This is a genomic window from Polycyclovorans algicola TG408 (assembly GCF_000711245.1).
GTDB lineage: Bacteria > Pseudomonadota > Gammaproteobacteria > Nevskiales > Nevskiaceae > Polycyclovorans > Polycyclovorans algicola.
This window is the reverse complement of sequence record NZ_JOMH01000001.1, coordinates 2,419,842-2,432,514: the sequence shown is the minus strand read 5'-3', so window position 1 is coordinate 2,432,514 and position 12,673 is coordinate 2,419,842. Positions and strand designations below refer to the sequence as shown.

The 12,673-nt window shown below is 62.5% G+C and carries 12 protein-coding genes, 1 pseudogene and 1 other annotated feature; of the genes and pseudogenes, 3 read left to right on the top strand and 10 right to left on the bottom strand.

Annotated elements, in window-relative coordinates; translation table 11 throughout:
* Nucleotides 1-43: 43 nt before the first annotated feature.
* Together U741_RS0111665 and U741_RS0111660 are read right to left on the bottom strand one after the other, a co-directional pair.
* On the bottom strand, nucleotides 44-925 hold the full coding sequence (locus U741_RS0111665; RefSeq protein WP_161776190.1) for an alpha/beta hydrolase family protein: 882 nt from the start codon (nucleotides 923-925) through the stop codon (nucleotides 44-46).
* Complete coding sequence (locus U741_RS0111660; RefSeq protein WP_029890645.1) at nucleotides 922-1,353, bottom strand: sigma factor-like helix-turn-helix DNA-binding protein; 432 nt, start codon at nucleotides 1,351-1,353, stop codon at nucleotides 922-924. The genes U741_RS0111665 and U741_RS0111660 overlap by 4 nt, the downstream gene beginning before the upstream one ends.
* A gap of 172 nt (nucleotides 1,354-1,525) precedes the next feature.
* Between U741_RS0111660 and U741_RS0111650 the strand changes: the two genes are divergently transcribed.
* Nucleotides 1,526-2,751 (top strand): IS3 family transposase gene (locus U741_RS0111650; protein WP_152551585.1). Its coding sequence is split into 2 segments (ribosomal slippage): nucleotides 1,526-1,811 and nucleotides 1,811-2,751, totalling 1,227 coding nucleotides; the frame shifts between segments, so codons are not numbered across the junction.
* Nucleotides 1,804-1,920, top strand: a sequence feature (AL1L pseudoknot). It overlaps the preceding gene by 117 nt.
* Before the next feature lie 36 nt (nucleotides 2,752-2,787).
* Here U741_RS0111650 and U741_RS0111645 read toward each other — a convergent pair.
* The 5 genes and pseudogenes from U741_RS0111645 to U741_RS0111630 all read right to left on the bottom strand — a co-directional run bounded on the left by U741_RS0111645 (nucleotide 2,788) and on the right by U741_RS0111630 (nucleotide 6,755).
* On the bottom strand, nucleotides 2,788-3,099 hold the full coding sequence (locus U741_RS0111645) for an RNA polymerase sigma factor (RefSeq protein WP_029890643.1): 312 nt from the start codon (nucleotides 3,097-3,099) through the stop codon (nucleotides 2,788-2,790).
* Nucleotides 3,096-3,851, bottom strand: a complete 756-nt coding sequence (locus tag U741_RS0111640; protein ID WP_152551584.1) for a hypothetical protein — start codon at nucleotides 3,849-3,851, stop codon at nucleotides 3,096-3,098. Before U741_RS0111640 ends, U741_RS0111645 begins: the two co-directional genes overlap by 4 nt.
* Before the next feature lie 240 nt (nucleotides 3,852-4,091).
* Nucleotides 4,092-4,241 (bottom strand): annotated as a pseudogene (locus U741_RS19730) (transposase); the annotation flags it as partial.
* A gap of 115 nt (nucleotides 4,242-4,356) precedes the next feature.
* Nucleotides 4,357-5,412, bottom strand: a complete 1,056-nt coding sequence (locus U741_RS0111635; protein ID WP_436240257.1) for a pyridoxal phosphate-dependent decarboxylase family protein — start codon at nucleotides 5,410-5,412, stop codon at nucleotides 4,357-4,359.
* 329 nt (nucleotides 5,413-5,741) lie between these two features.
* A complete protein-coding gene (locus tag U741_RS0111630; protein ID WP_029890640.1) occupies nucleotides 5,742-6,755 on the bottom strand; it encodes a metal-dependent hydrolase in 1,014 nt (337 codons plus the stop codon).
* 141 nt (nucleotides 6,756-6,896) lie between these two features.
* Between U741_RS0111630 and U741_RS0111625 the strand changes: the two genes are divergently transcribed.
* Nucleotides 6,897-7,529 (top strand): glutathione S-transferase family protein, encoded by a 633-nt coding sequence (locus U741_RS0111625; protein ID WP_029890639.1) that lies wholly within the window; start codon nucleotides 6,897-6,899, stop codon nucleotides 7,527-7,529.
* Between the two features lie 33 nt (nucleotides 7,530-7,562).
* Here the strand turns inward: U741_RS0111625 and U741_RS0111620 are convergent, their stop codons facing one another.
* Both U741_RS0111620 and U741_RS0111615 read right to left on the bottom strand, forming a co-directional pair.
* The gene (locus U741_RS0111620) at nucleotides 7,563-8,345 is read right to left on the bottom strand and encodes an enoyl-CoA hydratase/isomerase family protein (RefSeq protein ID WP_161776189.1); all 783 of its coding nucleotides are present in this window, start codon (nucleotides 8,343-8,345) and stop codon (nucleotides 7,563-7,565) included.
* 39 nt (nucleotides 8,346-8,384) lie between these two features.
* Nucleotides 8,385-9,137: an NAD(P)H-dependent oxidoreductase gene (locus tag U741_RS0111615; RefSeq protein WP_052378734.1), complete on the bottom strand. Its 753-nt coding sequence runs from the start codon at nucleotides 9,135-9,137 to the stop codon at nucleotides 8,385-8,387.
* 139 nt (nucleotides 9,138-9,276) lie between these two features.
* Between U741_RS0111615 and U741_RS0111610 the strand changes: the two genes are divergently transcribed.
* Nucleotides 9,277-9,957, top strand: coding sequence for a formyltransferase family protein (locus U741_RS0111610; protein ID WP_029890636.1), 681 nt, complete (start codon nucleotides 9,277-9,279; stop codon nucleotides 9,955-9,957).
* Nucleotides 9,958-10,007: 50 nt separating this feature from the next.
* Here the strand turns inward: U741_RS0111610 and U741_RS0111605 are convergent, their stop codons facing one another.
* Nucleotides 10,008-12,599: a flavin-containing monooxygenase gene (locus U741_RS0111605; protein ID WP_043110270.1), complete on the bottom strand. Its 2,592-nt coding sequence runs from the start codon at nucleotides 12,597-12,599 to the stop codon at nucleotides 10,008-10,010.
* Nucleotides 12,600-12,673 lie beyond the last annotated feature (74 nt).

Here is a 12,673-nt window from a genome sequence, read left to right as displayed (position 1 = left end):
CAGCCCGAAGTGGGCGCTCACCTTCGATACTGAGATCCCCAAATCATAAAATCCCTGCTACCAGATGCGGCCATAACGAGGCTGCGTTGCGGCGAAATGCTCCGACGTGACCGATTGCCGTGAGTCCCACGTCGCTCGGCGCCAGAACTCGTAGGGTTGACGGTGCATTGGGCATCGCATCCAACAGCTTTTGTGTGCAGGACTCGGTCATTGCATCGTCGTCCGTGAAGCTGAAGGCTTCGATGCGGAAGCGCGCACTTTGAAGGCTGGGAATGACTTCCTGTGGCTCACTGCCCCAAGCAAACCCGGGGTGACGACACCAGCGGGTCCACTGGTGCATTACTGGGGCCGGTAGGTCTGCCACCATCCCGAGACGTCGGCCTGGAAAGTATCCAAACAGCGGGGTCAGTAGCGGCCCGGCGAGGTGCAGCATCAAGGGTGCTTTACGCCTCGACGGGGTGGCCCAATCTCGCCAATAGCCCGAGCCCGCTGCGACCGAAATCACCTTTTCGAGACATGACTGTGTTTCACCATTGGTCATCGCCGCGTTGTGCACGCCCAAGCTGTGCCCCACGAGAGTGACGCGTTGCTGCGCGGTATGTGCGCAAAGCGTTCTGACCGCTGAGGCGAAATCGACACGCGCCCAGGTCAGCATATTGACGTCAAGCCCGCGTAGCGAACGCCGATGTTCTTCGCGCCTCGAAGCGCCAATACCCCGCAGGTCAAAGGTCATTACGGTGTGGCCACGTTCGGCCATCCAAGAAGCGAAGGGTGCGTAAAAGTGCTGCGTAGTGCCAAGAGCACTGGCGATCAGCACCGGGCTGCGGGATTGGGTGGGAGACTCAAACAACGTGGCCTGCAACACCTCGCCGTCATCTGCGCGAATCGCCAATGCTTGACCGAGAATCTCGGTGGACCTGTTCAATGTGATGGGTCCTTTGTGAGAAACCCCTCTTGACTCAGCACCGCACGGATTGCGGTCTGCAATGCCTCTGGGGCTTGGACCTCAGGATGGCTGCGGAACACGCTTGCGGCATCACTGATACGGAAAAACGCGTCAAAGGCCTGTTCTGCTGCACGCTGCGCTTCAGCATCGAGCTGTTTCAAGGGGCGGTCCCCACGCAGGTGGCGCACCGCTGGCAGTTGTCTGGGACAGGAGCAGGCTGATTCCGGATTGACCAGCCCACAATTGCTGTCCATGTAATTCTGCAGCCGAGCGCGCGTTCTCGAGAGCCGCTGTCGATAGGCTTCGGGGGTGATGCCAACCACTTCGGCGGCCTGCTTCGAAGGCAGATCAAAAACGGTGTCCAAGAGGTAAACGATTCGCTGGTCACGGTCCAGCGCCATCAGCATGGACTGCGTGCAGGTCAATCCCACTTGACGAGCTTCGAGTTTGTCTTCGGGTGTTAATTGGCCCGGATCACCCCTTGCATGTGCAGCACGGTCTGCGAATTCCAGCCCCGCATCCAATCCTCTGAACCGCCCCATCTTTCCCGGAGGCTCTAAACCTTGAGAGGATGGAGCGATGAACAAAGGAATACGGTATTCCCCGGAGCTGAAGGAGCGAGCGGTACGGCTGGTGCTGGAGCATCAATCTGACTACAGCTCGCAGTGGGCGGCGATGGAATCGATTGCTGGAAAGATGGGGTGCAAGGCCGAGACCCTGCGGGTGTGGGTCCGGCAGCACGAGCGTGATGTTGGGCAGCGGGAGGGCCTGACCACCGACGAGAAGGCGCACCTGAAGGCGCTGGAGCGCGAGGTTCGCGAACTGCGTCAGGCCAACGAGATTCTGCGCAAGGCATCTGCGTATTTTGCTCAGGCGGAGCTCGACCGCCCATTCAAACGATGAAGGCGTTCATCGACGCACATCGTGATGTCCATGGGGTCGAGCCGATCTGCAAAGTGCTGCCGATTGCCCCATCGACCTACTACGCACACGCTGCCCAGCAGCGGGATCCAGGACAACGATCTCTTCGAGCTAAACGAGACGATCAACTCACCCCGTTGATTCAGCAAATCTGGAACGACAACTTCCGGGTCTACGGAGTACGCAAGGTCTATCGCCAATTGCGACGCGAGCAGGTAGGAGTTGCACGATGCACCGTGGCACGGCTGATGAAGCGGCTTGGTATGCGCGGCGTGATTCGCGGCAAGGGGGTGCGCACCACTTTCAGTGACAAGAAACTTTCATGCCCACTGGATCACGTACAACGGCAGTTCAAGACAGATCGGCCAAACCAGCTTTGGGTGTCCGACTTCACGTATGTGTCCACCTGGCAGGGCTTTGTCTATGTTGCCTTTGTCATTGATGTTTACGCCCGACGGATCGTCGGCTGGCGAGCTTCATCATCGGCACGCACCGATTTCGTGCTCGATGCCTTGGAACAAGCCTTGCACGACCGGAAACCCTTCGGATCGGGTCGGCTGGTTCACCACAGCGATAGGGGCGTCCAGTACGTCTCGATTCGATACACCGAGCGCCTGGTCGACGCGGGACTGGAGCCCTCGGTGGGCAGCGTCGGCGACAGCTATGACAACGCCCTGGCCGAGACCATCAACGGCTTGTTCAAAGCCGAAGTCATCCACCGGCAGTCGTCATGGCGCAAACGCGAGGACGTCGAATGGGCCACCTTGAACTGGGTGGACTGGTTCAACAACCGAAGACTGCTGGAGCCCATCGGGCACATCCCGCCAGCCGAAGCAGAAGCTAACTACTATGCACAACACCCTGAGTACGTCAAAGCTGCGTGACTCAGACTAAATGGCCTCCGGGATACTTGGGGCGGTTCACTCGGTGAGGGATTCAAGGGACACCACGGGGGATTCGAGGGTGCGCGTTCGGGCGGTCATAAGGTGGTTATGTGCGATTCGCCAAACCCAGGTGGTGAATGAGGCATCATCGCGAAAGGTGGTGAGGTGCATCACGACCTTGAGCAGGATTTCTTGAGTCGCATCGGCGGCATCCTCACGCTGACCCAGTACGCGCAGGGCCAGGTTGTAAACTCCCGGCTGAATAACCCCCAGCAGGCCATCCAGGGCGGCAAGGCTACCCTGCCGTGCAGCATTCAACTGTCCGGGCTCGGGGTCGGTGATCTTCATTGCGGCGCTCCTTCTGACCCACCGAGTCTGGACGGATGTGACGGCAAGCTGCTGGGTAGCAGAATTGGAGTGTCAAACCATTCCGATTCGGCCTCCATTGAGTCGCTCATGAGCAGCCTTGCGGCGGCCGTACTTTCCCAGATGCTCAAAACGCCAGTGCGACCGCCTTCGTCGATCACCCGATAACGTCGAAGCAGCCCCGGCACTCGCTTGTCCGCCGCAACAAGTCCTACCAGCGCCTCCGGCGAAAAATCGGCTAAGACACTGTTCGGCGGCAACATTAAGAGCGAAGCTACCGATTTGCTTCGGGTGTCCATTAGCGTGCCGCCCTGCACCGTGTCGATCACTGTCAAGACTTGGAAGAAGCGCACCTGCGCCGCAGCGCCCCGTTCGCGTTCAACACGCTCAAACCAGCCTGGCGAGAACCAGGTTCGAGCACGGTCCGCATCATCCCAGAGATACAGACCACCGAAAGCGCCGTCGGCGTGCCTGATGGAGTACGCCTTGAAGGCCAAGCCTGGCAGTGCTTCGTACTCTGAAATCGTGTCGCGCATTTTGCGCGCGACCAAGAATCGTGGAACCAGCCATGGCTTCGGCACTTCAACGATCACCAGCACAGGGGGGTTTGCACGAGTTGTCCCGGGGCCTTCGGCATGAGTGGCATGTGGAACCCCGAACCCCATCAGAAAGACAAGGGCGATGGAAAGCGATGTACGGGGGTAAAACAGAAGCCAGGAAGAGCGTGCGGACATGACAGTACCTTTCGCAGAACGGGCCCGACGAGCCCTCTTCCTTACTTAGACGCAATAGGAATGTCGTTTGTGACTTGTCGGGCCTGCTCATTGCTGGAGTTGTGTTTTGAAGTACCTCGCATTGGCCAAGGCCAGTATCCGCAGGACGGCTAGAGTTTGCGCGGCGGAGCCAGCGCTTCACCCTTCAACTGACCTTGAGGGCTCCAAATTCGAGATGAGCCGCGCCTCAGCGAGCAGCTACTTCACGCGGGTGTTCTCGGTCTCCTGATCCCGCAGACGCTTGGCCTCGTCCGCTCGCATACCGCCGTACTTGGCCCGTCACGCATAAGACGTCGCATCGTTGAAGGCGTATCACCGGCATAGCTCGGCGACGGGCATTCCGGCCTCCACTTTCTACAGAAGACCAATGATCTGCTCAGCAGCGAATCGACTCTTGCGCATTTCCGCCCTCATCCAAGCGACGGATTCTCCTCGTCACCAGGTGGTACGGCTCACAGGGGGCGGGTCAGGCGCCTTCAAGGCTGGCAGCCAGAACGCTCCCCACCACAAGATTCATATCCACCAACGGATTGGCTGCAACCGAACGCGCCCACGCCTGGCCATCCAGAACGCAGGTTGACAACATGCCGGGCGGCAGCGCCTGCACGAGTGCGGCAGCCGTTGAGCATGTGGGTCGGAACACGTTGATCCCGGTCTGCGGACGACCCCACAACAGCAGGCGATCACTCGTCTCAATGGCGTCCGCCAGTACGTCAGCCATTTGCATGAGATCGTCGAGACGTTGGGCCACGCCCTCCCGACCCCAGGCGAGAAGCGTCGCGAGTAGGGGAATCGCAACAGCTGATCGCGAGCCCTGAACGCCGACATTGGGCCTCGCAAGATAGCTGCCGCCAAAGCTGATCGCTGAATTCGCCATCTCCAGGTCGCGGAACATCACCAGAGCCGAGTCCTTGGGCTGGAAGAGCCATTTGTGGGCAGATACGGCCACCGAGTCGGCTGCCGCAATGCCGTCGAGTCGTCCGGAGTAGGTCCGACTCAGTCGCAGCGGACCCGCCCATGCGGCATCGACGTGTGTCCACTTCGCGGCACCCGCCAGGTGCAAGGGATCAACAGCCCCCGTGGCGGTGGTTCCTGCGGTGAGAACCAGGCAGGCGTCATCAAGGCTGGGGAGCTGCGCGCCGTCCAGGCGCCCATGCCGATCAACTGCAACCTTGAGGAGTTCGAGGCCCAGCAAGCGGCACGCCTTCTCGACGCTGAGGTGTGCGGCCTCTGAGGCAACGACCTTGCTCACCCCCGCAGCATCACGCGCCGCCCAAATGCCCGTCAGGTTGGCCAGGGTTGAGCCCGCGCAAAAATGCCCACCCTGCATGCCGAAGTACGGTGACAGCCACCTCAACACCAGAGCCTCCGCCTGCGTGGCAAAGGGAGAGGTCATTTCATGGAGCATGTTCTGGTTGAGACTGGCGTTCCACAGCGCCATGGCCCACGTGATCCAGGGTGTCGGCGGATCCATGTGCGCCAGCGACGTCGGCGAACTGAGTTCAGCGGCCCCGTCCAGCACGTGACCCGAGAGCATTTCCAGTGCGCATTGATCGCCCAGCCCGGACTCGGGGAGCGTGACTGGCAGATCGACCGCATCACGACCTCGCGAGACGAGAAGCTCAAGTGCCCGCTTCAACCCATCGTGTGCCAGAAAACTCGGATCAGGAGACCGCATACGAACTCCGGTTTGTGTCGGAAATGATTGATCAGATACTCGCGCGCCGAATCAGGAAGTCTCGACTTTGGGTGGACCGCTTGGTTCCAGGTGTGCCGTCAAGTTTCGCCAGCTCTACCGTTCAAACGGCGCCCGCGTCTGGCGCCAATTCCAAACCCGGCATGTTTGATCATTCAGCGCTCCAACCCCGCACCCGGCGGGGGCAATGGGTTGCCAGCCATTCGCAGCCACATCCACCCCAAGCCCTCGGCCAGTGGCGGCCGGTCACCGACCGGCTGCGGCGGCACCCACTGCCAGCCATCAACCCCTTGCTCGGCGATGACGAAGCTGAAGTAGAAATACGGCGTTTGCCCCATGCGCAGGTCGCGAATGCGCAGGGTGTCGTCCACCTGCACCAGGTCGAAGTAGCCACGGCTGAAGGCGGCGATGCGTTGCACCGGGGCGTGCTGGGCAACGCGGTCGTACCACGCCATGCCGCGTGGATGGTGGATGAACTGCATCTGCGGTTCGGCATCCAGCAGCGAGCGGAAGCCTTCGGCATAGCCGTTGGGGGTGATGGCCACCACGCGCCACAGCACCGAGTTGAAGGCGGTGGGCGTGACCAGTAGCTGCTCGACCGTTACGCCTTGCTCATCCAGGCTGGCGAGCGCGACACCGCGCACCTGCTGCTGCGCGCCGTAGCCCCACGCCAGATACAGCGAGCTGATCGCCAGCGCGATGACCGTGGGGCGCGCTGACTTGCGATACAGCGCCACCCCCAAGCCGATCAGCAGCGGCAGCGTGAACAGCGGATCAATGATGAAGATGCTGGCCACGCCATACGGCTGATCGGTGAACGGCAGGGCCAGGCGGGTGCCGTACACGGTCATCACGTCGAGCAGCGGGTGGGTGATGAGCACCAGCCAAACCGCCAGCCACCATCGCTTGAACGTGGCGCTGCCGCGATGCAGTCGGTGGATGCCGGCCGCGATCAGCGGCGCCACCAGGGTCAGCCAGAACAGCGCATGGGTTTCGGCGCGGTGCAGGGTCATGTTGCGCACCGCATCGCCGTGGTCGATGAGCGCATCAAGGTCGGGCAAGGTGCCGCACACGGCGCCCCACAACGCGGCGCGGCCCACCGGCGTATGCCGCCCCATGACGGCCACGCTGACGGCAGCGCCGAGGGCAATCTGGCTTAGAGAATCCATGGCGCGTTGAGGCGATCTATCGGGCTGGCGATGATGTCATGGCGGCGAACCGGCGACACGCGACAGGTTGCTTGCGGACCTCGCGCCATTTGTCGGTGATGGGTTCCGCTACGCTTCACCCGCCCTGAGAGGAGAAATTCAATGATCACGATTCATCACCTGAACATGTCGCGCTCGGAGCGCATCGTCTGGCTCGCGGAGGAACTGGCGATCAATTACGAGCTGGTGCACCACCAGCGCGACCCGAAAACCTTTCGCTCGCCGCAATCCATTTTCGAGCTGTCGCCGCTGGGCAAGTCGCCGGTGGTGCAAGACGGCAACCGGGTGATCTGCGAGTCCGGCGCGGTGGTGGAATACCTGATCGAACGCCATGGTCAGGGGCGACTCAAACCGGCCGTCGACTCGGACGCGTATGTCGCCTATCTGCACTGGATGCACGCGGCCGAATCGACGCTGATGGTGCCGATTCTGTTCGACCTTTACGGCAAGCTGCTGCAGATTCAATCGGCGGCCTACGACGGCTTCATGCAGGCGGAATTCGCGACCACCCTGTCGCACCTCGACCGCACGCTGGGCGTTTCGCCGTATGTGGCCGGCGAGGCGTTCACCGGCGCCGACGTGATGGTGGCCTACGACCTGCACCTGGCCAACGGCACGTCGTTTCCGGCGCTGAAAACGGCCGCGCCCATCGAGCAATACCCGAACATCGTCGCCTACCTTGAGCGCGTCGAAGCGCGCCCGGCCTACCAGCGAATGCGTCAGCTCTGCCCCTGATCATGACCGCCGGCGCGTCGCCCGCCGGATGCGCTACCGACCGGTGAAATTCGGCTTGCGCTTTTCGCTGAACGACCGCAAGCCTTCGCGCGCATCGTCAGTCGCGGCAACGCGGGCCAGGGCTTGCGCTTCAAGCTCCAACTGCGTTTCCAGCGGCTGGTCCTGAACGCTGAGGAGCAGACGGCGGACCTCGCCATACGCCTTGGTCGGCCCCTGGGCGAACTGCTGGGCAATCTGCTCAGCGTGGGCGATGAGTTGGTCGGCCGGCACGACCTCATCGACCAGTCCGGCGGCCAGCGCGGCCTGCGCATCCAAGGTCTGATTGCGCAGCAGAAAGTTGCGCGCCCGCGCCAGACCCATGCGGCGCGAGAACATCACCGTGGCGCTGGCGTCGGTGCTGTAGCCAATGCCGGTGTAGGCGGCGACCCAACGCGTATTGTCGGCGCTAATCACCACGTCGCAGCCGGCCGCGAAAGCCGCCGAACCCCCGGCGCAAACCCCCTGCACCGCCACCACCATCGGCGCGTCCATGCGCTGCAGCCGGGTAATGGCGCTGTGAATGGTGGCGGTCATGCGCTTGATCTCGGCCGGCAACTGATCACCCTGCTGGTTGAAGTGGGCGATGTCGCCGCCGAAGCCGAAATGCTTGCCATCCGCCGTGACGAGTACGGCGCGCACATCACTGCGGCTGGACAGCTCGACCGCCTGGTCACAGAGCTCATCGCAGAGGCGGCGATTGATCGGGTTGGCGTTGGCGGCATCGGTAAAGCGCAGGCGCGCGAGGCCGTTTTCAACGGTCAGTGCAGTGGCAATCATGGTCATGTCAGTCAGTTGATCCGGATGAAGTGAGAAGGGTTACGCCGGCGAGCCGGGGAATGACAGATGGCCGGTGGTGCGCGGCGCGATGCCCGCCTTGAGCTTCCAGTCGGCACCGAACTCTTCGTTCAGGTGCGCGGACTTCAGCGGCACTTGCTCGATGTTGCGCAGACGCGCCTCCAAAGCATCGAGATACTGGGCCCGCGCGGCATCGTCTTCGTAGCGCACCGAGTAGGTGACGAACGGTTCGAGCACATCGAAGCCGACGTAGTGCAGCGTTCCGTACTGCAGATGCCAGAGCATCACGTCGAGGTGTCCCATGATGCCGCCCGCCTCGACCATGTCGGGGAAGCAGCCGGTGGTGGTCGAGACCATGGCGCGCTTGCCCTTGAGGCCGCCCTGGTCGAAGCGGCCCAACTGGCCGTACATCAGCCCGTTGGCGAACACGCGGTCAAACCAGCCCTTCATGATCGCCGGCACCGAATACCACCACAGCGGAAACTGCAGAATCAGCAGGTCGCACCACAGCACCTTGTCGATTTCGGCCTGAATGTCGTCGCTGAAACCGCGCTGGCCCACCGCATGCTTCTGCTCGCGGTCGTACTGCAAGTGGCCTTCGAAACGACGTTCCTTGAAGTCATGCGCCGACGCCACCGGGTTGAACCCCATGGCGTACAGGTCAGAAACCTGCACTTCATGGCCTTGCGATTCCAGCGCCTCGACGCTACGGCGCAGCAGCGCCCCGTTGAACGAAGTGGCCTGCGGGTGGGCGTAAACAATGTGGACTTTCATGGCGTCAGGCAGCGGCCGGAGGGGAGAATGGACAAGGTTGGTATGGTGCCATACCGCTTCACCGAAACCAGTGCTCAGCACGCATCGGGCCTGAAGCGGATGCGGTATTTTCGGTTCACACCCCGAACAGACCCGTCCCATGAAAGCCGACTACCGCCCGCTCATTCTGACGTCGATTCCCGGTGCCGATATCGAGGCCGCCGCCATCGCCAGTCGATATTTCAAGAAACCGGCCGTTCTGTTCTGGGAAATGGGCAACGCCGCCACCAAGCCCGAGGTGCTCGCCCACATCGAGGCGATGGACTACAACCTGATCATCTCGCACGTGAGCGGCATCATCCTCAAGCCGGCGCATTTGCAGCGCGCCACTTACGGCGCCGTCAACATTCACCCCGCGCCCCCTGAGCACGGCGGGTGCTGGGGCTGCTGGTGCCAACCCATCATCGATCGCACCACCCGAACCCATCACGGCGTCACGGTTCACGAGATCGACGAACAGATTGACCACGGCCCGATCTACCTCGTCGAACGGTGGGAAGTGCCGGAGACCGCGTCGATCCAGGACGTCTTCGAACGCAGCGTCGCCGACTGCCAGCGCATGCTGGCGACCGTGTGTGAGCGCATCGCCGACAGCGACGTCGGCACGCGCTGCTTCACGCCGATTGACGAGCACTGGGACCCCAACAATCGACACACCCCGATCGAAGAAATACGCGCCTGGTTCGCGGGGCTGGCACCGGATCACCCCGCGCACCAGGAGCGCATTTTCATGAACCACCCGCGGGCCATCATGGCGCCGCCGTATTTTGATGATCTGTAGGTGCGTGGGCGGCGTTCTACCGCCCACGCACCTGAGGGACGCGCGCCAACTCAGGCACTGGCCGTCGCCTGCTTCCTCAGCGACTCGAGAAATGTCGACATCTCGGCATCAAACTCGGCAACCCGCGGCACGAAAGCCGACATGTTGTAGACCGCGTGCACCATGCCTTTCATGCGCCGTATTTGGGTGGGCACGCCGGCGGCTTGAAGGGCGCGACCGTAGTCTTCGCCCTCATCGCGCAACGGGTCGCACTCGGCGCTGAGTATCAATGCGGGTGCCAGCCCGGCCAGTGAGCCGGCTCGACCCGGTGACGCAAGGGGTGAACTGGCCTTCGCCGGGTCGCCGAGATACGCCGCCCACATGCCGTTGGCGGCCGCCACACTCAGCACTGGACCTTCGGCATATTCAACCCGTGAGGCGGTCTTCGCTTCGGCGTCCATGGTCGGATACAGCAGCACTTGCGCCAGCAAGTGCGGGCCGTGCTCATCACGGGCACGTTGGGCCGCGACCGCTGCGAGCAGCCCGCCTGCGCTCTCACCCATGACCACGATCTGTTCCGGGTCGCCGCCGTGTTCGGCAATCGCCTTGGCGACCCAGCACACCGCAGCGTAGGTGTCGTCGGTGGCCGCCGGGAATGGCGCCTCGGGCGCCAGGCGGTAGCTGGGTGACACGACAATGGCGTTCAGGGTTTTGGCCAGATTGGCGCAAGGTGCGGCGCACATGTCGATGCTGCCGGCGATGAAACCGCCGCCATGAAAATAGACGACCACCGGCAGTGGTTCGTCAGCGTCGATGCCCGAGGGCGTGTAGATCCGCACCGCGCGGTTGCCTGCCGGGCCGGGATACGTGGTCTCGGTGCAGGTCACATCGCTGGGCGCGGGCTTCTGCATCATCGTGAAGCTCTCGACCGTGGCACGGGATTCGTCCAGCGTGCAGTCTTCTAGCGGCTTCATGTCCTGCATCAACATCGCGCCGACCACCGTGGCCACCGACGCGTCGATCTGCACCATGGGCGGCACGCGCTGCGCCGGCTTGCCCCCCAAGCGGAAGCCGGCGTAGCCCTTGGCAACCACATCGGCGCACATCGCCCGATACAGCGGCGCGCCGCCGGCAAAGACGAAGGTCGCCCGCTGCTTGCCGGGCACGTTGGCGCCCATGTACCAGGAGTTGGCGCGGGGAAACAGCGTCTGATTGAGGATGCCGGCCACCAGTTCGTGCCATTCCTGCTCGGCGGCTTCGTCGGCCTCGATGGTCTCGGCACCGGTGTCGATCAGATGCTTGATCGCGTCGGCGACGAACTCCACATGGTCTTCAATCGCCAGCGGATTGTTGTAGAGAATGATGGCGCTGGTCGGCCCGGTGATGGTGAACAGGTTGGGAAACCCGGCGGTACCGATGCCGAGATAGGTTTTTGGACCATCCGACCACCGATCGGACAGCTTCACGCCATCGCGCCCCACCAAGCCCAGATGGAAGAGCGGGCCAGTGATGGCATCGAAGCCGATGGCCAGCACGATCATGTCCAGGGCATGTTCCTCGCCGCCGGTGCGAATGCCGGTTTCGGTGACTTCCTCGATGGGCGCCGAGCGCACATCGACCAGCGACACATTGTCGCGGTTGAAGCAATCGAAGTAATCGGTCTCCATCGCCGGGCGCTTGGTGGCGTACGGATGGTCGGTGGGGCAGAGCAAGTCGGCGACTTTGGGGTCGCGGACGCGCTCGCGAATCCGCTCGCGCACGTAATCGGCCGCCGTGTCGTTGGCGCGCTCGTCGGTGAGGATGTCGGCATAGCTGGACGCCACCATGCGAAAGCCGCCTTCTTTCCACATGCGGTCGTAGCGTTCGCGCCGCTGCTCGGGCGATACCGTCAGCGCGCTGGGCTCTGGCGACTCGAAGGGTATGCCCATGAAACGATCACGAGACTTGGCGCGAATCTGCTGCCAGTTCTCGGCGCGCTGCTTGCGCATCTCCGGCGCAATGGGTTCGTTCGCCAGCGGCACCGCGTAATTGGCGGTGCGTTGAAACACCGTGACGTGCTTCGCCTGCCGGGCGATTTCGGGAATCATCTGGATGCCGGTCGAGCCGGTGCCGATCACCCCCACCCGCTTGCCGGCGAAATCGACCCCGTCGTGCGGCCAGTGGCTGGTGGCGTACACCTCGCCCTTGAAGCGCTCCATACCCTTGAATTCGGCCTGCGACTTGGGCGTGGACACATTGCCGCCGGCGGCAATCACGAAGCGTGCGGTGCAGGTGTCACCCGCTTCGGTGGTGACGGTCCAGCGCGCCTCGGCCTCATTCCACACCGTCGAGGTTACGCGGGCATTGAAGGTGAAGGACTTGCGAACGTCGAGCTTGTCGGCGACGAATTCCAGATAACGCAAGATTTCAGGCTGCGCCGCAAACTTCTCGGTCCACTGCCATTCGCGCTGAATCTCGTCGGAAAACGAATAGGAGTAGTGCACCGATTCGATGTCGCAGCGGGCGCCGGGGTAACGGTTCCACCACCAGGTGCCGCCCACACCGCCTGCGGTGTCAAAGCCCTGCACCGACAGTCCCAACTCGTCACGCAGCTTGTGCACCGCGTAAATGCCGGCAAAGCCTGCGCCAATAACCACCGCATCGACCTGTGTATGCATCGTCATCTCCTCGCACATGGATTTGAAATCACCGAGCGAGGTCTGACGCCTCGCTATCAAGTGCCGATCATGTGCCCGGA

Bases quoted from the DNA above. Each gene is read 5' to 3' on its own strand.
- U741_RS0111645 (WP_029890643.1), bottom strand. From the start codon at position 3,099: ATGAAGATCACCGACCCCGAGCCCGGACAGTTGAATGCTGCACGGCAG.
- U741_RS0111620 (WP_161776189.1), bottom strand. From the start codon at position 8,345: ATGATTGCCACTGCACTGACCGTTGAAAACGGCCTCGCGCGCCTGCGC.
- U741_RS0111630 (WP_029890640.1), bottom strand. From the start codon at position 6,755: ATGGATTCTCTAAGCCAGATTGCCCTCGGCGCTGCCGTCAGCGTGGCC.
- U741_RS0111615 (WP_052378734.1), bottom strand. From the start codon at position 9,137: ATGAAAGTCCACATTGTTTACGCCCACCCGCAGGCCACTTCGTTCAAC.
- U741_RS0111640 (WP_152551584.1), bottom strand. From the start codon at position 3,851: ATGTCCGCACGCTCTTCCTGGCTTCTGTTTTACCCCCGTACATCGCTT.
- U741_RS0111610 (WP_029890636.1), top strand. From the start codon at position 9,277: ATGAAAGCCGACTACCGCCCGCTCATTCTGACGTCGATTCCCGGTGCC.
- U741_RS0111605 (WP_043110270.1), bottom strand. From the start codon at position 12,599: ATGACGATGCATACACAGGTCGATGCGGTGGTTATTGGCGCAGGCTTT.
- U741_RS0111625 (WP_029890639.1), top strand. From the start codon at position 6,897: ATGATCACGATTCATCACCTGAACATGTCGCGCTCGGAGCGCATCGTC.
- U741_RS0111660 (WP_029890645.1), bottom strand. From the start codon at position 1,353: ATGCTGATGGCGCTGGACCGTGACCAGCGAATCGTTTACCTCTTGGAC.